This is a genomic window from Simplicispira suum (assembly GCF_003008595.1).
GTDB lineage: Bacteria > Pseudomonadota > Gammaproteobacteria > Burkholderiales > Burkholderiaceae_C > Simplicispira > Simplicispira suum.
The window spans coordinates 1,580,720-1,598,437 of record NZ_CP027669.1 but is presented as its reverse complement, the minus strand read 5'-3'; the positions used below and the strand labels follow the sequence as shown (position 1 = coordinate 1,598,437).

General features: G+C 64.4%; 18 protein-coding genes and 2 riboswitches. Of the genes, 13 read left to right on the top strand and 5 right to left on the bottom strand.

Translation table 11 applies throughout. The features are described from left to right. Positions 1-444 precede the first annotated feature (444 nt). The 3 genes from C6571_RS07505 (at position 445) to wrbA (ending at position 3,679) form a co-directional block, all read left to right on the top strand. Positions 445-2,295 (top strand): cation:proton antiporter, encoded by a 1,851-nt coding sequence (locus tag C6571_RS07505; RefSeq protein WP_106446130.1) that lies wholly within the window; start codon positions 445-447, stop codon positions 2,293-2,295. 272 nt (positions 2,296-2,567) lie between these two features. Next, on the top strand, positions 2,568-2,981 hold the full coding sequence (locus tag C6571_RS07500; protein ID WP_106446129.1) for a DoxX family protein: 414 nt from the start codon (positions 2,568-2,570) through the stop codon (positions 2,979-2,981). 95 nt (positions 2,982-3,076) lie between these two features. Beyond that, on the top strand, positions 3,077-3,679 hold the full coding sequence (gene wrbA / locus C6571_RS07495) for an NAD(P)H:quinone oxidoreductase (RefSeq protein WP_106446128.1): 603 nt from the start codon (positions 3,077-3,079) through the stop codon (positions 3,677-3,679). Positions 3,680-3,782: 103 nt separating this feature from the next. Here wrbA and C6571_RS07490 read toward each other — a convergent pair whose 3' ends face one another. Next, positions 3,783-5,096 (bottom strand): D-amino acid dehydrogenase, encoded by a 1,314-nt coding sequence (locus tag C6571_RS07490; RefSeq protein WP_106448104.1) that lies wholly within the window; start codon positions 5,094-5,096, stop codon positions 3,783-3,785. Between the two features lie 52 nt (positions 5,097-5,148). After that, a riboswitch (glycine riboswitch) is annotated at positions 5,149-5,254 on the bottom strand. A 15-nt stretch (positions 5,255-5,269) separates the two neighbouring features. Beyond that, positions 5,270-5,371, bottom strand: a riboswitch (glycine riboswitch). 30 nt (positions 5,372-5,401) lie between these two features. Beyond that, positions 5,402-5,707 carry a hypothetical protein gene (locus C6571_RS07485; RefSeq protein ID WP_106446127.1) on the bottom strand — a complete coding sequence of 102 codons (306 nt, stop codon included), beginning with the start codon at positions 5,705-5,707 and terminating at the stop codon, positions 5,402-5,404. A 207-nt stretch (positions 5,708-5,914) separates the two neighbouring features. On the opposite strand from C6571_RS07485, the gene ku reads away from it, so the two are divergent. The 3 genes from ku (at position 5,915) to C6571_RS07470 (ending at position 9,991) form a co-directional block, all read left to right on the top strand. After that, entirely contained in the window at positions 5,915-6,868 is a 954-nt protein-coding gene (ku, locus tag C6571_RS07480) for a non-homologous end joining protein Ku (protein WP_106446126.1), read from the top strand. A 14-nt stretch (positions 6,869-6,882) separates the two neighbouring features. Then, a complete protein-coding gene (ligD, locus tag C6571_RS07475) occupies positions 6,883-9,471 on the top strand; it encodes a DNA ligase D (protein ID WP_106446125.1) in 2,589 nt (862 codons plus the stop codon). An 85-nt stretch (positions 9,472-9,556) separates the two neighbouring features. Then, complete coding sequence (locus tag C6571_RS07470) at positions 9,557-9,991, top strand: OsmC family protein (protein ID WP_106446124.1); 435 nt, start codon at positions 9,557-9,559, stop codon at positions 9,989-9,991. A gap of 221 nt (positions 9,992-10,212) precedes the next feature. Here the strand turns inward: C6571_RS07470 and C6571_RS07465 are convergent, their stop codons facing one another. From C6571_RS07465 to C6571_RS07455, 3 genes are all read right to left on the bottom strand, one after another. After that, positions 10,213-10,389: a hypothetical protein gene (locus tag C6571_RS07465; RefSeq protein ID WP_211300712.1), complete on the bottom strand. Its 177-nt coding sequence runs from the start codon at positions 10,387-10,389 to the stop codon at positions 10,213-10,215. A 20-nt stretch (positions 10,390-10,409) separates the two neighbouring features. Then, positions 10,410-10,628 (bottom strand): hypothetical protein, encoded by a 219-nt coding sequence (locus C6571_RS07460; protein WP_211300711.1) that lies wholly within the window; start codon positions 10,626-10,628, stop codon positions 10,410-10,412. A 200-nt stretch (positions 10,629-10,828) separates the two neighbouring features. Beyond that, positions 10,829-11,218, bottom strand: coding sequence for a hypothetical protein (locus C6571_RS07455; protein ID WP_106446123.1), 390 nt, complete (start codon positions 11,216-11,218; stop codon positions 10,829-10,831). A 97-nt stretch (positions 11,219-11,315) separates the two neighbouring features. Here C6571_RS07455 and dinG point away from each other — a divergent pair, with 97 nt between their 5' ends. The 7 genes from dinG (at position 11,316) to C6571_RS07420 (ending at position 17,717) form a co-directional block, all read left to right on the top strand. Continuing rightward, complete coding sequence (gene dinG, locus C6571_RS07450) at positions 11,316-13,493, top strand: ATP-dependent DNA helicase DinG (RefSeq protein ID WP_106446122.1); 2,178 nt, start codon at positions 11,316-11,318, stop codon at positions 13,491-13,493. A 104-nt stretch (positions 13,494-13,597) separates the two neighbouring features. Next, positions 13,598-14,791 carry an AAA family ATPase gene (locus tag C6571_RS07445; RefSeq protein ID WP_106446121.1) on the top strand — a complete coding sequence of 398 codons (1,194 nt, stop codon included), beginning with the start codon at positions 13,598-13,600 and terminating at the stop codon, positions 14,789-14,791. After that, positions 14,788-15,363, top strand: coding sequence for a DUF4276 family protein (locus C6571_RS07440; protein ID WP_106446120.1), 576 nt, complete (start codon positions 14,788-14,790; stop codon positions 15,361-15,363). The genes C6571_RS07445 and C6571_RS07440 overlap by 4 nt, the downstream gene beginning before the upstream one ends. Before the next feature lie 75 nt (positions 15,364-15,438). Beyond that, positions 15,439-15,792 carry a zinc ribbon domain-containing protein YjdM gene (locus C6571_RS07435; protein ID WP_106446119.1) on the top strand — a complete coding sequence of 118 codons (354 nt, stop codon included), beginning with the start codon at positions 15,439-15,441 and terminating at the stop codon, positions 15,790-15,792. Positions 15,793-15,884: 92 nt separating this feature from the next. Continuing rightward, entirely contained in the window at positions 15,885-16,529 is a 645-nt protein-coding gene (locus C6571_RS07430; protein WP_106446118.1) for a 3'-5' exonuclease, read from the top strand. A gap of 9 nt (positions 16,530-16,538) precedes the next feature. Next, the gene (locus tag C6571_RS07425; RefSeq protein ID WP_106446117.1) at positions 16,539-17,120 is read left to right on the top strand and encodes an NnrU family protein; all 582 of its coding nucleotides are present in this window, start codon (positions 16,539-16,541) and stop codon (positions 17,118-17,120) included. 99 nt (positions 17,121-17,219) lie between these two features. Beyond that, positions 17,220-17,717 (top strand): C40 family peptidase, encoded by a 498-nt coding sequence (locus C6571_RS07420; RefSeq protein WP_106448103.1) that lies wholly within the window; start codon positions 17,220-17,222, stop codon positions 17,715-17,717. Position 17,718: the final 1 nt, after the last annotated feature.

Here is a 17,718-nt window from a genome sequence, read left to right as displayed (position 1 = left end):
TTCGGCTTGGTCCGGAGCGACGCCTACCTGGCCATGCGTACGCTGCGTCTCAACGGCTTCGGGATTCCCCATGTGAGTTGAAAAATCTTTCTTGTGAATGAAGCGCTTTCACTGATGGATCGTGGGCTGTTTTGAAAAATCGCGATAGCTGCGGCCACAAACCCGGCGCCGAAACTGAGTGGACGCAGCGGCCCCAGCCGTCAGCCACACGCTCGAACGCGCAGCCCAAAGCTGCGAGCACTTCTGGGATGCAAAGGATTGGGCTACGATCCTGACACGATAGTTCGCCCGCACTTCGAAACGGTTCGGGCGTAGCCGTTGGCCCTTGATACAGTCGCGCAGTTCCTGCCGCTCTGCGCACGTTCCAAACATGGTCTGGTGGTGACGTAGCGCATTCAAGTGCAACCGGGCCGACGACTGTGCCTCCCCTTCGCTTTGACCCCCATGCACGCCGCCCCTCTCTTCCTTCTTGTCCTGGCTGCCGGTCTCTCCAGCCAGTGGGTGTCTTGGCGCGTCGGCATTCCGGCCATCGTCGTATTGATCGCCACGGGCCTGGTGCTGGGCCCCGTCACGGGGTTGGTGGACATCGGCCTGCCCAAAGAAGACCTCGCAGAGATGATCGGACTGGGGGTGTCGATCATCCTCTTCGAGGGCGGCATGAATCTCAAACTGGCCGAATTGGGCCGCACCGGGCAGGGCATCCGGCGGTTGACGGTGCTCGGTCCGCCGCTGGCCTGGGCGTTCGGCGCACTGGCGGCGCACTATGTGGCGGGGCTAAGCTGGCCCGTGGCAATGGTGCTGGGTGCGATTCTGGTGGTCACGGGACCGACGGTCATCGGGCCGCTGCTGCGCCAGGCGCGGCTCGACAAGGAGGCGTCTTCGCTGCTCAAGTGGGAAGGCATCGTCAACGACCCGGTGGGCGTGCTGATTGCGGTGCTGACGTTCCAGTACCTGACGCTGCCCGATGGGAGCCTGGTCAAGACGGCGGCTGCGCTGGGCTCGGCCATCGGCGTGGCGGCTGTATTGGGCGGGCTCGGCGGTTACGCCATCGGCTGGCTGTATCGGCGCGGAGCGGTGCCCGAACATCTCAAGGCGCCGCTCCTCATCGTGCTGGTGCCGGTGGTGTTTTGGGCCAGCAACCTGGTGCAGCACGAGGCGGGGCTGCTCAGCGTCACCGTCATGGGCATGGTCATGGGCAATATGAAGCTGGTGGAGCGCGAAGCCTTGCAGGAGTCGCTTGAGAACCTGACGGTGCTGCTGCTCTCGGTGCTGTTCATTGTGATTCCGGCGCAACTGCAGGCCAGCCAGCTGGCGCTTTTGGATTGGCGCATGGCGGCCTTTGTGCTGGTGGTGCTGTTGGTGGTGCGGCCCCTGACCGTGGGGCTGGCCACCTTGGGAGCGCCCATGCGCCGCAACGACAAACTGCTGCTCGGCTGGATAGCGCCACGCGGCATCGTCGCGGCGGCGACGGCCGGCCTGTTCGGACCGGCGCTCGAAGCGGCTGGCTATAGCGATGCCAACAAGCTCATGCCGCTGGTGTTTCTGGTGATCATGGTGACGGTGCTGGCACACGGTTTTTCCATTGGCCGGCTGGCGCGCCGCTTGGGCGTGGCGGCCGAGAACGACAACGGGCTTCTCATCGTGGGTGCGACGCCGTTCACGCTGGCGCTGGCCTTGGCGCTGAAAAAATTCAATCAGGAGGTGTTGTTGGTCGACGGTGCCTACGCTCGCCTGAAGCCGGCGCGCATGCAGGGCGTGGACGTGTACTACGGCGAAATTCTCTCGGACCATGCCGAGCACCACCTCGAAGCCCAGCACCTGAATCACCTTTTGGCCGCCACCGAAAACGATTTTTACAACGCGCTTGTGTGCAAAGGAAAAGGGCGCCGCTTCGGCCACCACCGCAGCTTTCAGCTAGGCACCAGCCGAGGGGGCGAGCCAGAACTCAAACGACTCACGCTGCAGCAACGCGGCTACTTTGCCTTTGACCCCGGCGCGAGCTTCGAGCGGCTGGAAGAGCACCTGGCAGAAGGCTGGTCCATCGGCAGCCGCAAGTTGAGCGACGCGCACGGCTGGGACGAATTCTCCGACGGCCGTGGAGAACGCGGCAAAGACTGGTTCTTGCTGGGTGCCGTGACTCCGGACGGCTTGCTGCGCATCTATTCCACCGAGCAGCGTTTCAAGCTGGAAGCGGGCTGGACCGCGCTTTACTTCGCGCCGCCTACTCCGGCAGCACCGGGCGCGTCGCCGACGGATGCGCAGCCGGCGGGCAAGAACGCACCTGAGCAGGCTTGAACTCTGGTGAGGCCGACATGGTCGGTCGCCAGCCACTGCACAAAGCCGCATAGCCCTTGGAGGAACCGGCATAGAACGCCGGCCGAGCGGATTGGCACCGACTTAATTGAACTCAATTTTAGAACAGTGAGTCGCTTTAAGGCCGATTTATCTTTTATTGAATACGGTTTAAAGTTCTATGTATGTCACAGCGGACCCTAGCGGGACCGCTGCATAGGCTGCTCCACACGGCCCTGTCTTCTGCTTTCCCCACTGATTTAAAGAACCCTTTCATGACCGACAAATACGCCTCGTACATCTCTCTTGCCGGCCGCATCCTGCTGGCGCTGATGTTCATTCCCGCCGGGTTTGGCAAGCTGGCCAACATCAGCGGTACGGCGGGCTATTTCGCCAGCAGCGGTTTGCCGTTTGCCAGCGTTCTCGCAGTGCTGGTGGGCGCCTTGGAACTGTTTGGCGGCCTGGCGCTGGTCGTCGGCTTCCAGGTGCGCTGGGTGGGTCTCGCCCTGGCCTTGTTCACGCTGGGCGCCAATTTGGTGGCCCATGCTTACTGGGCCATGCCTGAGGCGCAGCAGATGGTGAACCAGTTGCTGTTCATGAAAAACATCTCGGTGATGGGCGGCATGTTGCTGATCTCGGCGCTCGGCGCTGGCGCCTACAGCGTGGACGCCTTGCGCAGCAAGCGCTAACACCGGAACGCAGCCTTGTGGCACCGGCTTGCCGGCCTGCGCCGGGCAGCGACCATCTTCTTACCCAACCCGTTTAGTCAAACCAAGGAAACACCATGTCCAAAGTTCTCGTTCTCTATTACTCCTCTTACGGCCACCTGGAAACCATGGCTTCGGCCGTGGCCGAAGGCGCTCGCTCTGCCGGCGCCACGGTGGACATCAAGCGCGTGCCGGAAACTGTGCCCACCGACGTGGCCAAGGCGGCGTACTTCAAACTCGACCAAGAGGCGCCGGTCGCCAGCATTGCAGACCTGGAGCTGTACGACGCCATCATCATCGGCGCGCCGACACGCTTTGGCCGCATGCCCGCGCAGATGGCGGCGTTCCTGGACCAGGCCGGCGGCCTGTGGGCACGCGGCGCGCTGCACGGCAAGGTGGGCGGCGCCTTTACGTCCACCGCCACGCAGCACGGCGGCCAGGAAATGACGCTGTTCTCCATCATCACCAACTTGCTGCATTTCGGCATGGTGATCGTCGGCCTGCCGTACAGCCACCAGGGCCAGATGACGCTGGACGAAATCGCCGGCGGTAGCCCTTACGGCGCCACGACCATTGCCGGCGGCAAGGGCGAGCGCCAGCCCAGCGCCATTGACCTCGAAGGCGCGCGCCACCAGGGCCGACTGGTGGCCGAGACGGCGAACAAGCTGTTTGCCGGTTGAAGGCTGCGCGGCCAGTGATGGCCGCACACGCCGCTTCCATTTCAGATTAAATATGCTGCTAGCGCTTAAACAGTAAGCGTTTGCAGCTATTTTTTTAGTAGCTTTATTGCGCCAGCGGTGCGAGCGCCTCGCGCGGCGAGCGTGCAGCACCCGCTCCCACAAACGCAAAGTCCACCTCCGGTGCCAAGCCGCTGACGATGCGCGCCAGGCTCTTGCCCGAGCCGCAGGCGTGCGTCCAGCCCAGCGTGCCGTGGCCGGTGTTCAGGTACAGGTTGGGCACGCGCGACTGGCCAATCAGCGGCAGGTTCGACGGCGTGGCCGGGCGCAGGCCGCTCCAGAACTGCGCTTGCGCTGTGTCGCCCGCGCCGGGGAAGAGCTGCTCGACGCGGCGGACGATGGCGTCGCAGCGCACCTGGTTCAGGTCGCGGTCGTAGCCGTTGAGTTCTGCCGTGCCGGCGATGCGCAGGCGGTCGCCTTGCTCGGAGGTGTAGCGCGAGAACACGAGCTTGAACTCGTCGTCGGTCAGCGACACCTGGTGCGCCATGCTGGCGTCTTTCACCGGCATCGTCACCGAGTAGCCCTTGGCCGGATAAATCGGCAGATTCAAGCCCAAGGGCTTGACCAGCAGCGGCGAAAAGCTGCCCAGCGCCAGCACGTAGGCGTCGCCTGTGATGCGCTGGTAGCGGCCTTCATCGTCCGTGACCTCGACGTGGGCTATGCGGCCACCGGCTTCCCGCAGCGCGGTGATGTGGTGGCCCATACGGAACTCCACGCCGTCGGCCACGCAGCGCGCAGCCAGTTCGCGGGCAAAAAGGTTGGCATCGCCCGATTCGTCTTCCGCCGTGTAGGTGGCGCCAGCCAGTTGCGGGCGGATATGGCGCAGCGCGGGCTCCAGGCGCACGGCTTCGTCGGCCGAAATCACATGGCGCTCGCAGCCCAGGTCGCGCATTTGCTGCGCGGGTGCTTCGGCTGCATCGAACTCCTTTTGGCTGGTGTAGAAGTGCAGGATGCCTTGCGTGCGCTGGTCGTATTCCAGCCCGAGGTCGCGCCGCAGCGCCTGCAAGGTGTCTCGGCTGTAGGTGCCCAGGCGCACGATGTGCTGGATGTTGTGGCGCGTGCGCGCAGGCGTGCATTCGCGCAGGAATTGCAGACCCCACAGCCACTGGCGCATGTCGGCGCGCAGGCGGAACAAAAGCGGTGCATCTTCGCGGCCCAGCCACTTCAGCAGCTTGAGCGGTGCGCCGGGGTTGGCCCAGGGCTCAGCGTGGCTCACAGACACTTGGCCGCCGTTGGCAAAGCTGGTTTCCGCACCCGGCGTGGCTTGCCGGTCGATGACGGTGACGTCGTGGCCTTGTTGGCGCAGGAAATAAGCCGAGGTGACGCCGAGCAGGCCGGCGCCCAATACGATGACTCGCATGATGGAGAACTCCAAGAGAACGGTGATCGCAACCAACAAACGTTGCTTGCGTGCCGCTCCCTCTGTCCTCGGTACCTGAGAGATTCAGCGGCGCTGTGCCAGCGCTGCCTTGCTCCTTCGGTGCGTCACGGGGGTGACGGCTCTCCAGACGGCGTTTGGAACGGTGAAACGTTCCACGGGTTGCAGTACGGTACCTGAGCGTTCATGGGAGTTTGCGCCTTCGGTGGCACGCCTTGGAACGGGTCCGTGGGCGTGCGCTCTCCTGCAGCAGGTAGTGTAGCAGCCCGCCGAAAACCTCTGCGCGTCTACTCGCGGGGCGTGGGGTGTTGGTGGCCCGCAGTGCCCGCCGGGTCGCTCACGCCGGTAGGAATGCTGCGCGGGCGCTGGTCGCGCGCTTCGCGGGTGGTGTATTCGTCGTCAAAGGCTTGCAGGCCGTCGATTTCCTCGGGTGCCTTCTCTGCCGGCGCGGTTCCATCGACAGCGCGCTTGGACCGCATGCCGTATTGCGACATATGGTCGCCGGCGTGAGGTTCATTGGCTCGGTTGATGGGGGGCTGCGCCTCGGCCTGGCGTTGGGCAGTCTGCGAGTTTTGGGTATCGGATGGGTTCATGCGGGTCTCCTGAAACGCGAGCCGGGGGCGTCGATAGGGTCATCATTGGGCGAAAAGTGCGGCGTGCGTGTGGGCTTTGGCCTCACCTGCCTGTCGGCACTGCGCACCGTCGCAATCCGACAGGCGCCGGAGCAAGACTCCTACGCGCGCAGCCGACGGCCAATGCCATCGTCAAACGCTGCGGCCTAAGCCGAACGGAGGCAAACCATGGCGACACGCGTTTTGTGGAAAGGGGCAATTTCCTTTGGGCTGGTGCACATCCCGGTAGGCCTGCACACGGCCACCAGCGAGCAGGGCATTGACTTTGACTGGCTGGACAAGCGCACCATGGACCCGGTGGGCTACAAGCGGGTGAACAAGCGCACCGGCAAGGAAATCACCAGCGACAACATCGTCAAAGGCGTGCAAACGGGCGACGGCGAATACGTGGTGCTGTCGAAGGAAGAAATTGAGGCAGCCTTTCCCAAGACCACGCAAACGATTGAGATTGAGCGTTTTGTCGCGGCCAGCGACATTCCGTTTTCCTACCTCGAACGCCCGTACTACCTCGCGCCCATCAACAAGGGCGCGAAGGTGTACGCGCTGCTGCGCGAAACGCTGCACGAGAGCGGCAAAGTGGGCTTGGCGACGGTGGTGATTCAAACCAAGCAGCACTTGGCCGCGTTGATGCCTTGCGGCCCGGCGCTGGTGCTGAACCTGCTGCGCTGGGGCGACGAAGTCAAGCCGGTGGATGCACTGGATCTGCCCAAAACCGGCAGCCAGAAAATCAGCGCCGCCGAACGCAAAATGGCGACGCAACTGGTGGACGAGATGAGCGGCAAATGGAACCCCGACGACTTCAAGGACGAGTTCCGCGAGCAAGTCATGGCGCTGGTGGAACACAAGCGCGATGCGGGCGACACCGAAACCGTGCTGCAACCCGAAGAGAGCGCGCCAGAGAGCGCTGAGGTGATTGACCTCACCGCCCTTTTGCAACGCAGCCTGGGTGCCAAGGGAGGGGCCAAAACGGCAGGCAAAAGCCAGACAGCGACCAAGAAACCGGCAGCCAAAGTGGCAGCCACCAAGCCCAAGGCACCCGCCAAATCAGCACCGAAGCAAGCTGGCAAATCAGCCGCAAAAAAGGGCAGCGATAGCGCCGCGCCCAAACGCAAGGCCGCCTGAAGGCCCTCCCCGCCATGGCCAGCCGAAATCCGCCTGAAGACGCACTGACGCGCTACCGGGAAAAGCGCAATTTCACGCGAACGCCCGAGCCCGAAGGGGCGGTGGAACCCGCCGCCGGAGCGCTGCGCTTTGTCATCCACAAGCACTGGGCCACGCGGCTGCACTACGACTTGCGCCTGGAATGCGAGGGCACGATGAAAAGCTGGGCCGTGCCCAAAGGCCCCAGCCTGGATCCGCGCGAGAAACGCATGGCCGTGCAGGTGGAAGACCACCCTATCAGCTACAACAGCTTTGAAGGCCAGATTCCGCCAGGCCAGTACGGCGCGGGCCGCGTCGTGCTGTGGGAGCGCGGCCACTGGATTCCCCACAGCGACCCCGTCGCCGGGCTGCGCGACGGGCATCTGAAGTTCACGCTGCAAGGCGAAAAACTGCACGGCAGCTGGGCACTGGTGCGCATGGGCGGAAAGCGTTTTGACCCGAAAAAGCCCGCCTGGCTGCTCATCAAAGAGCGGGATGCTGAGGCGCGGCCGGCGGACGAGTACGACGTGACCGAAGCACTGCCCGACAGCGTGAACACTGGTGCAGCGGCAAAGGCCCAACCCGCGCCCAAGGCGGCCAAGCAAGCGCCCAGCCAGCCAGAGCGCAAGAGCACCGCAAAAATATCAACCCAATCTGCAGCACTCGGAAGCCCACTCAAGGCGCTTCCCCAGACGCTGGCGCCGCAACTGGCCACGCTCGCCAACGCGCCGCCATCGGATGGCGTGGGCTGGATTTACGAGCTGAAATTTGACGGCTACCGCATGCTTGCTCGCATCGACGCGCGCGGCGCCGTGCGCTTGTTCACCCGCAGCGGCAACGACTGGACCGACAAACTCGCCTCCATCGCCGACGCCATCAAGGCCTTGGGCCTGCGCTCCACTTGGCTCGACGGCGAGCTCACCGCTACCGGCGACAACGGAGCGCCGGACTTTCAGCGCCTGCAAAACGCTTTTGATCGCGCGGCCACCACCGACCTTATCTACACCCTGTTTGACCTGCCGGTGTACGCGGGGCGTGACCTGCGTGAAGAACCGCTGCTGGAGCGCCGCGCAGCGCTGGAAGCGCTCGTGCAAAAAGACGCTGGCGAGACCCTGCGGTTCAGCGCAGCGTTTGACGCCCGCGCCTCAGACCTCGTTGCATCCGCCTGCAAGATTGGCTTTGAAGGCGTCATCGGCAAGCGCGCCGATGCGCCTTATCGGAGCGGCCGCAGCAGCCAATGGATCAAGCTCAAATGCAGCCAGCGGCAAGAGTTTGTCGTCGGCGGTTTCACCGAACCGCAAGGGGGGCGCAGTGGCCTGGGCGCCTTGCTGCTTGGTGTGCACGATGGCAAAGGCGCGTTGCTGTATGCCGGCAAGGTAGGTACCGGCTTTACCGACGACGCGCTCCAACGTCTGCGCGCGCAGCTCGAGCCTTTGGTGCAGAAGCGCTGTCCGTTTTCGGCCCAGCCTGCGGACGCACGCAAGGCGCATTGGCTCAAGCCCACTCTGGTGGCCGAAGTGGCCTTCGCTGAGTGGACACAAGACGGCCGCATCCGCCACTCGGTTTTCAAAGGCTTGCGCACCGACAAGCCGGCCCACAGCATCGTGCGCGAGCAGGCCACTCGGCCGGCCGCCACAACGGCAGCGCAGCCCAAAGGCAAACGTCCGGTCGGCGCCAAGGCACCGTCGCCGGCATTGCCATCGAGTTTCAGCATCACCCATGGCGAGCGCGTGATTGACGCGGCCAGCGGCACTACCAAACGGGACCTGGCGCGCTACTACGCCACGGTGGCGCCGCTGATGCTTGAGCACTTGGCGGGCCGCCCGGTGGCCCTGGTGCGCGCGCCCCAAGGGGTGGGCAAGGAAACTTTCTTTCAGAAGCACGGGGACGCCGAGCGCCTGCCCGGCATCGAAGCGCTCGACCCCCAACTCGACCCGGGCCACGGCCCGCTGCTGGAAGTTGTCTCAGCCGTGGGGCTGCTGTCGGCGGCGCAAATGAACGTCATTGAGTTTCACACCTGGAACGCCCGTGCAGACCGCATCGAGCGGCCCGACCGCATCACCTTCGACCTGGACCCGGGCGAGGGCGTGGCCTGGCCGCAAATTCAAGAAGCGGCCGAACTGGTGCGCGTGCTGCTGCGCGAACTGGGCTTGCCGGCCTTTCTGAAAACCAGTGGCGGCAAGGGCTTACACGTGGTCGTCCCGCTCAAGCGCCTGCGCGATTGGGACAGCACCAAGGATTTTTCGCAAGCCGTGGTGCAGCACCTGGCGCGCGCCATTCCGCAGCGCTTCGTCGGCAAAAGCGGCCCGCGCAATCGCGTCGGCAAAATTTTTGTCGACTACCTGCGCAACGGCCGCGGCGCCACCACCGTGTCGGCCTGGTCTGCCCGTGCCCGGCCCGGGCTGGGCGTATCGGTTCCGGTGGCGTGGTCCGAATTGCCCTCGATTGCCAGTGGCGCGCACTGGACGGTAGCCACCATCGAAGACCGGCTGCGCCTGGGCAACGGGCCCTGGACCGGTTACGACAAAGCGGCGTCGGCGTTGGGCGAAGCCATGGCGCGCCTCGACTTCACGCCATCGGCCTGAGAGCGTTGGTACGAGCGGCGCCGTCCGACAGCCCGCAGCGGCCCTGCGTGCTCAGATGCCTGTTTGCCCACCAAGGAGTCACACCATGACCGAGAAAACCGCCAGCGTGCATTGGGAAGGCACCGGCAAAGCCGGCCAAGGCCAAATCAGCACAGAGACCGGCGCGCTCAAAAACCATCCCTATGGTTTTGGCAGCCGCTTTGAAGACGACCGCACCGGCACCAACCCCGAAGAGATTTTGGGCGCGGCGCACGCGGCCTGCTTTTCCATGGCGTTTTCCTTCGCCGCGGCCGACGCAGGCTTCAAGGTCGATGCCCTCGACACCCAAGCCAGCGTCCGACTGGTCAAGCAAGGCGAAGGCTTTCTGATTGACCGCATCGCTTTGACGCTGGAAGCACGCATGCCCGGCATTGACGAAGCCACCTTCCAGAAGCTGGCCGACGGCGCCAAGGTGCACTGCCCACTATCGAAGGCGTTAGCCTCCGTGCCCGAGATTGCGTTGAAGGCGCGCTTGGTGTGAGGGTGCGGCCCTTCGTCGTGCGCTTGGCGTGTCCTGAGCGTGCGAAGGGTGGAAGGGCTTCGACGGGCTCAGCCTGAACCGATGCAAAGACTTCCAGGGCCGAAGCAATAGGCGGTGACGCAATTTTTCGGCCTCCGAAACGCAGCGCGTTTCCACAGAAAGTCTTCGCCTTCACGTCTTGGATCGTTGGATTCCCTTGGTAGGTGTCAAAGCTTTGTTTGTCACTGCGTCGGGCGGGCAATGCGCCCGCCGGTCTGTGCAGCAGACTTGTTTTGGGCCATTCCGGTGGCCTCTGCGCTCTCGGCGATCTGGCGGGTGGACAGCTCGGCCAGGGCGGTGAAAATAAGCTCCGCTTCGCTCATGTGGTCGCGCAGGTTGTGGCTTTTCAGACCTTTCATTTCCTTGTGCTGCGCCACGCTCACGCCCGCCCATTCCTGCGCAGCAGGGTTTCTGCCGTGGTCACGTCAGTGAGGTTATTTTTGCCATGTGCTGCGGGCAATTTCAGTCGGTGACAGTCTGTCACCGACCGACTGCCTTCTTTGCCCAGGCGCTGTTTGAGCTTGTTCCAGTATTTGCGCGCCGTCTGGTAGTCAGTCTGCTGCGTAAGAACCTGCACCACATCAATCACAGAAACCACCAGGTTTCCAAGCCCTCGTCGTACAGGCGGCGAATGGCGTGGCCGTCAAATTCGGTGGGCAGAATTTTCCGCGAACGTGCTCTCCGCCCCAAGCGGAACCGCGCATTCCGCCGAGTGGGGATCCGCTCCAAATTTTCAGCGCATTCAGCCTCCAGCGCTTATCCAACGCCCGCCAACCGCTTCAATATTTGTAGCAAGACCTACTTGTGATCCGGCTCCACAGGCCCCGGCGTTCCAGGCAGCGGGGGTTCGGGCGGCACCACCGGCTTGCCCACGTTGTGCGCTTCGCGGCCGGCGTCGGTGTTGACCAGGCCGCGCGTGACGTCTTTGTACGCTTGCTGGACAAGGGCGCTGGGGTTGCCGTCGGTCATGCCCACGGACTGATCGCGCTCATGCGGCAGCTGCGGCAGATCGGCAGCGGCCGGATCAACGACGACGTTGCCTGAGGGGTCCGGCGCCACACCTACCCCCTCGGCCCGCGCGTCGGCATGGCGGCCCTGCGCCTCTTGTACCGGCACGGTGGTGTTCACGCTGCGCTGGGGGTGCTCTTGCGGCAGTTCCTGGCTGGAGATGTCGATGTCGTTGGCCATGGCGGCTCCTGTGGCGGGCTGATGGTCCATGCTAGGACCGGCGCAGTAGCAGGGTTGTAGGCCAGAGGCGCGAAGACCGGCGTGCCACACTCTCTGGATGTCTTTTGAAGAATGGTCCGCCACCGGCCTGCAGGCCTTTGATGCCGTCGTCGCCCACAGCAGCTTGCGCGTACGCGCCGGGCAGCGCGGCATGGCCGAGTGCGTGGCGCAGACTTTCAGCGCAGCGCAGCTGGGCAAAGCGGAAGACGAGGCAGCGCCTCGGCGCGCCATTGCCGTCATCCAGGCGGGCACCGGGGTGGGCAAGTCGCTGGCCTACTGCGCGCCGGCCATTGCCATAGCGCTGGCACGCGGCACGCGGGTGGTGATCTCTACCGCCACGGTGGCGCTGCAGGAGCAATTGGTGCACAAGGACCTGCCCCTGCTGGCGCAGCAAATGCCAGAGCCGTTTCGTTTTGCGCTGGCCAAGGGGCGCGGGCGCTATGTGTGCAAGCTCAAGCTCGAACGTCTCGCGGGGCAGGGGGCGGGCGACGCGCTGGAAGACGATTTGTTCCCCGACGACGAGCCCGCGCCCTCGGGGCAGGTGGGCGAGGCGCGCGTGCGGCTCTACAAGGGCATGGCCGATGCGCTCGCCAGCAGCGCCTGGGATGGCGACCGCGACAGCCTGGACTTGCAGCCCGAGCCGACCCTGTGGCGCCCGGTGGCGGCCGAGGCGAGTTCCTGCACCGGCCGCCACTGCCCGGTGTTTGGCGAATGCAGCTATTTCGAGGCGCGCAAGGCGCTGGTGGGCGCGCAGGTGATCGTGGTGAACCACGACCTGCTGCTGGCCTCGCTGGGCGCGCGCGTGCTGCCCGAACTCGACAACTGCCTGCTGGTGCTGGACGAAGCCCACCACCTGCCGGCCACGGCATTGGAGCAGTTCGCCTGCCGCATGGACCTGAGCCGCCTGGCCTGGATCGACCGGCTGGCCAGCCGCGCGCTGCGCGTCGGAAGCTTGCTGGAGGTGCAGGAGATTGCCGACATCCCCGCCCAGGCCAGCAGCCTGCGCCAGGCGCTGCAGGCGCTCGAGCGCCTGGTGCTCGATGCGTACGGGCCGGCGCTGCGCGGGGAAGCTGGCGAAGGCCCGGCCCGCCGCTGGAGCCCACCGGGTGCGCCGCAGCCCACGCGCTACCGGCCGCCGCGCGGCGAGCTGGCTGCGCAGCTCGATGCGCCCCTCGCCCAGGTGCTGGCGCATGCCCAGGAATTGCTCGACAGCCTGCGCGCGATTGCCAAGGCGCTGCGCACTGCGCTGCGCGACTCCCCACTTGAAGCCCGGCGCCTGGCTGCGCTCTACGCGCAAATCGGCATGCTGGCGCCGCGCCTGGAAGAAGTGCACGCCAGCACCGCGCTGCTCTTGCAAAGCACCGCCGAAGGCGCCAGTGCCGCGCCCACCGCCAAATGGTTCACGCTGGCACAAAGCGGCGACTTTCTGGTGCTGCAGGCCCATGCCAGCCCGGTGCTGCCGGGCAACGCCTTGCGCCAGCAGCTGTGGAGCACGGTGCGCGGCGCGGTGCTGACATCGGCCACGCTCAACACCTGCGGCAACTTTGATTTCTTTCTGCGCGAGGCGGGCCTGTGGGACGATGCGGCGATGCGCACGCTGGAAGTGACCAGCCCCTTCAACTACGCCGCCCAGGGCACGCTGGTACTGGCAGAAACCCGCGCCGACCCCAAGAACGCCGAGACCTTCACGCCCGAGATGGTGGACGCGCTGCTCGAAGACCTGACGCGTGTGCGCGCCGGCGCGCTGGTGCTGTTCACCTCGCGCGAGCAAATGCGGCGCGCGGTGGACGCCCTGGCCACCGACATGCGCCCCCGCGTGCTGGTGCAAGGCCAGTTGCCGCGCCCGCAATTGCTGGCCCGGCACCGCGAGCGCGTCGCGGCCGGTGAGCCGTCCATCATTTTTGGCATGCAGTCGTTTGGCGAGGGGCTGGATCTGCCGGGCGCGCTGTGCGAGTCGGTCTTTATCACGAAACTGCCCTTTTCTCCGCCCGACGACCCGGTGGGCGAGGCACGCGCCGAATGGCTGCGTGCGGTAGGGCGCGACCCGTTCAGCGAACTGGTGGTGCCGGCCACGGCGCTGCGGCTGGCGCAGTGGGCGGGCCGGGCGATTCGCAGTGAGGACGACCAGGCCCATGTCTATTGCTACGACCGGCGGCTCTCGCGCACCAGCTATGGCCAGCGCTTGCTGGCCGGTTTGCCGCCGTTTACGCAAGAGCGGCGCACCGCCGCCAGATAATGAACCAGAGCTGCGCCACAAAAGAACCCCCGGACGCGCAGACATCCGCCGCGAGGCCGACAACCCCGATGTTCCCAGCGTTCAAAAGCTCCTGAGGCCACAGCATGAAGATCGAAACCATCCGCCTGCGCAATTTCAAGGCGTTCCGTGAAGTCAATCTGACCGATCTGCCCGGTTTCCTGGTAGTCGTGGGCGCCAATGGCACCGGCAAAACCACGCTGTTTGATGTGTTTGGTTTTTTGCACGACTGCCTGAAGGGCAACGTGCGTACGGCACTGGACAAACGAGGACGCTTTCGCGAAGTGTTGAGCCGAGGATGCGATCCCGAGAAGGACTCCATCATTGTCGAAATCCAGTACCGCATGGAGATCACGGGCAAAGAGCGTCTGGTGACCTATTCCGTGGAAATTGGCGAAGTGGGTGGCCAGCCTGTGGTGCTGCGCGAGGTGCTGCGCTACAAGCGTGGGCGCCATGGCAAACCGTTCCACTTCCTGGACTTCATCCAGGGCGATGGCTACGCCATCGTCAACGAAGAGGATTTCACCAAATCCGAAGAAGAGTTGGAACGTGAGACCCAGAGAGTGGCCCCCGACGCACTGGCGATCAAGGGGCTGGGGCAGTTCGAGCGGTTCAAGGCTGCCAATGTCTTCCGCCAGTTGATCGAGCACTGGCATGTGTCGGACTTCCACATCAGCGCGGCGCGGGGTCGCAAGGATGCGTCTGGCGATTCGGAGCATCTGAGCGAATCAGGCGACAACCTGCCATTGGTGGCACGCACGCTGCACGAGCAGCACCCCGCAGTGTTTCAGCACATTCTGGACATCATGGCCCGGCGCGTGCCGGGGGTGTCGGCCGTCGAGCCCATGCTGATGGACGACGGCTATCTTTCCTTGCGTTTTCAGGACGGCTCATTCAAGACGCCCTTCCTTGATCGCTACGTGTCAGACGGCACGATCAAGATGTTTGCCTACCTGGTGCTGCTGCACGACCCCAACCCACACCCGCTGCTCTGCGTGGAAGAGCCGGAAAATCAGCTCTATCCCACGCTCATGGGCGCCTTGGCCGAGGAGTTCCGCGCTTATGCGAATCGCGGCGGCCAGGTCTTTGTCTCCACCCACTCCCCCGACTTCCTGAACGCCATTGAACTGGAAGAAGCCTGCTGGCTGGTCAAGCGGGACGGCCGCACTGAAGTCCACCGTGCCAAAGACAACGCCCAGGTCGCCGCCTATATGGCGGAAGGCGATCAACTGGGCTACCTCTGGAAAGAGGGCTTTTTCGACGGCGCAGACCCGCAATGAAGGAAATAGTCTTTCTGGTCGAAGGCGAGGCCGAGCGCTGCCTTCTGGAGGCATTTTTGCCACGCGTCCTGCCCGCTGGAATAGGCCATCGGATCATTCCATTTCAGGGCAAGCAGGACATGGAAAAGCGCATGGCCCTGCGAATCCGGGGCTATCTCAACCCGCAAGCGCGATTTCTGGTGCTGCGGGACCAGGACAGCCATGCAGACTGCGTCGCACTCAAGCGCTCCTTGCAAGAGCGCTGCGTTGGCACACGGAGAGAAACACACTGCCTCGTCCGGATCGCCTGCACGGAATTAGAAACGTTTTATCTGGCCGACTTGGCCGCCGTCTCGCAAGCGCTTGAAATCCCTGGTCTGGAGCGACAACAGCTCAAGAGCAAGTTCCGCGATCCAGACAACCTTGGCAGTCCGAGCCATGAGCTGAGGGCATTGACAAAAAACCGCTATGACAAACGCGACGGATCAGCACGCATCGGCCGACACCTGGCGCTGGACAATGCCCGATCTCCCAGCTTCCGCCACTTGGTGGCCGGCATCCGACGTCTGAGCGCGGAGTTGCTGGGCACTTGAGATCCGCTTGCCCACGTCTCTCGTCTACCGATCGGCTACGAGAACGATAGCCCCACCACCACACAGGGATCCCCCATGCCCCACACCGCCCCCGCCTGCCCCCAATGCGGTCAGGAAAACACCTACCCCGATGGAGAGAACTTCATCTGCCCGGACTGCGCGCACGAGTGGCCGCAGGCTGCCGCCAGCGGGGACGAAGAGGCCACGGGCGATGGCGTGGTGCGCGATGCCAACGGCAACCCGCTGCAGGATGGCGACGCCGTGATTCTGGTGAAGGACCTCAAGGTCAAGGGCTCGTCGTCCACGCTGAAAAAGGGCAGCAAGATCAAGGGCATTCGGCTGGTGGACGGTGCCGACGGCCACAACGTGGATTGCAAGACCGATCTGGGCAGCATGCTGCTCAAGTCCGAGTTTTTGAAGAAGGCCTGATGCTCTTGTTTTAATAGCTTCTAGCGCTTGTGCAATAAGCGCTAGGACCTGTTTTTTGGCAAACTTCTGACGTTCTGACAACGCCCTTCTCAGTGACTTCCCGCATCGCCGTCATCGACTTTGAGACCACGGGCAGTTCGCCCGGCCAGGGCGCACGCGCGACCGAAGTGGGCATTGTGCTCATCGAAGCGGGGCAGGTCGTCGGGAGCTTTCAGAGCCTCATGAATGCGGGTGTCTGGGTGCCGCCCTTCATCACCCAGCTCACCGGCATCACCAACGCCATGGTGGCTGCGGCGCCGCCGGCGGATGAGGTGATGCGCGCGGCGCATGCCTTTGTCGGGGCCGTTCCCATGGTGGCGCACAACGCACCGTTTGACCGCGGTTTTTGGCAGGCCGAACTGGCGCGCACCGGGTGCAGAGCGGCGCAGCCCTTTGCCTGCACCGTGCGCCTCTCGCGCCGCCTGTACCCCGAAGCACCCAACCACCAGCTCGGCACGCTGGCGCGCTTTCACCAATTACCCAGCGCCGGGCGGGCGCACCGGGCGCTGGCCGATGCGCAGGTCACGGCCGCGCTGCTGCTGCGCATGCAACAGGATCTGAGCGAGCGCTGGGGCATTGCCGCGCCCGGCCATGCGTTCCTGATGGCGCTGCAGGCCTGCGCCAAGGCGCGGCTGCCCAAATTTTTGGAGCAGCACGGCAGCAAACTCTCATTCTTTGCCGGCCGCCCACGCTGCTAAGCTTGTCCCATGTCGCTATTAATCCTTGGACTGGTACTTTTTCTTGGTGTGCACTCCGTGCGCATCGTGGCCGATGGCTGGCGCACGCGCATGCGTGGGCGCCTGGGCGAAGGCGGGTGGAAGGGCCTGTATTCGTTGGCGTCCCTGGTGGGCCTGGGGCTTGTCATCTGGGGCTACGGCCTCGCGCGGCAAGACCCCATGGTGCTGTGGGTACCACCGATCGCCATGCGCCATGCGGCCTCGCTGCTGACCCTGGTGTCCTTCATTCTGCTGGTCGCTGCCTACGTTCCGCGCAATGCCTTCAAGGCCCGGCTGCACCACCCCATGGTCTTGGCCGTCAAGGTGTGGGCGCTGGCGCACCTGCTCTCCAACGGCAACCTGGCCGACGTGCTGCTGTTTGGCGGATTTTTGCTGTGGGCAGTGCTGGACTTTCGCGCCGCACGCCAGCGCGACCGCGTCCAGGGCACGCGCTATGCCTCCGGGACGCTGGCCGGCACAGCCATTGCGGTGGTGTTGGGCCTGGTGGCCTGGGCAGCGTTTGCCTTCTGGGGCCATGCCCTGCTGATCGGTGTCTCGCCGATGGGGCGCTGATCTTTACACCGGACCGGTTAAAGAAATAAAATGCTCTTTATTTAATAGCTTCTACCGCTTACCTATCAAGCGCCAGAGGCACTTTTAATGTATTTTCCTATGCCCCCACCGCACACCAGGCTGCGGGGCCTGCAGGGCCTGGCACTGGTGTGTGCCTTGTTGTTGGTGGGCTGCGGCACGCCGTCGGCCGTGCGCCATACCCGCGGCACGCCTTCCACGCTCTCGGGTGAGCAGGCGAGCAACATTGCCATCCATGCGCTGGGACTGGTGGGCACGCCGTACCGCTACGGTGGCAACACGCCCGACGGTGGATTTGATTGCAGCGGGCTGATCGGCTATGTCTACCGCAACGAAGTCGGCACGCCGCCGCCGCGCACCGTGGCAAAGCTGGGCAACTGGGGCGAGGAAGTGGACGCACAGGACCTGCGCACCGGCGATCTGGTGCTGTTTGGCCGGGGCCGCGCGCCCACGCACGCAGGCATCTATGTGGGGGCAGGACGCTTTGTGCACGCGCCGTCCACCGGCGGCGAAGTGCGCCTGGACCGGCTCAACTCCGGCTACTGGGCGCGCCAGAGTACGGAATACCGCCGGCCCTGAC

Bases quoted from the DNA above. Each gene is read 5' to 3' on its own strand.
- wrbA (WP_106446128.1), top strand. From the start codon at position 3,077: ATGTCCAAAGTTCTCGTTCTCTATTACTCCTCTTACGGCCACCTGGAA.
- C6571_RS07425 (WP_106446117.1), top strand. From the start codon at position 16,539: ATGTCGCTATTAATCCTTGGACTGGTACTTTTTCTTGGTGTGCACTCC.
- ligD (WP_106446125.1), top strand. From the start codon at position 6,883: ATGGCCAGCCGAAATCCGCCTGAAGACGCACTGACGCGCTACCGGGAA.
- C6571_RS07470 (WP_106446124.1), top strand. From the start codon at position 9,557: ATGACCGAGAAAACCGCCAGCGTGCATTGGGAAGGCACCGGCAAAGCC.
- C6571_RS07455 (WP_106446123.1), bottom strand. From the start codon at position 11,218: ATGGCCAACGACATCGACATCTCCAGCCAGGAACTGCCGCAAGAGCAC.
- C6571_RS07490 (WP_106448104.1), bottom strand. From the start codon at position 5,096: ATGCGAGTCATCGTATTGGGCGCCGGCCTGCTCGGCGTCACCTCGGCT.
- C6571_RS07465 (WP_211300712.1), bottom strand. From the start codon at position 10,389: ATGAAAGGTCTGAAAAGCCACAACCTGCGCGACCACATGAGCGAAGCG.
- C6571_RS07420 (WP_106448103.1), top strand. From the start codon at position 17,220: ATGCCCCCACCGCACACCAGGCTGCGGGGCCTGCAGGGCCTGGCACTG.
- C6571_RS07500 (WP_106446129.1), top strand. From the start codon at position 2,568: ATGACCGACAAATACGCCTCGTACATCTCTCTTGCCGGCCGCATCCTG.
- C6571_RS07485 (WP_106446127.1), bottom strand. From the start codon at position 5,707: ATGAACCCATCCGATACCCAAAACTCGCAGACTGCCCAACGCCAGGCC.
- C6571_RS07435 (WP_106446119.1), top strand. From the start codon at position 15,439: ATGCCCCACACCGCCCCCGCCTGCCCCCAATGCGGTCAGGAAAACACC.
- dinG (WP_106446122.1), top strand. From the start codon at position 11,316: ATGTCTTTTGAAGAATGGTCCGCCACCGGCCTGCAGGCCTTTGATGCC.
- C6571_RS07445 (WP_106446121.1), top strand. From the start codon at position 13,598: ATGAAGATCGAAACCATCCGCCTGCGCAATTTCAAGGCGTTCCGTGAA.
- ku (WP_106446126.1), top strand. From the start codon at position 5,915: ATGGCGACACGCGTTTTGTGGAAAGGGGCAATTTCCTTTGGGCTGGTG.
- C6571_RS07440 (WP_106446120.1), top strand. From the start codon at position 14,788: ATGAAGGAAATAGTCTTTCTGGTCGAAGGCGAGGCCGAGCGCTGCCTT.
- C6571_RS07505 (WP_106446130.1), top strand. From the start codon at position 445: ATGCACGCCGCCCCTCTCTTCCTTCTTGTCCTGGCTGCCGGTCTCTCC.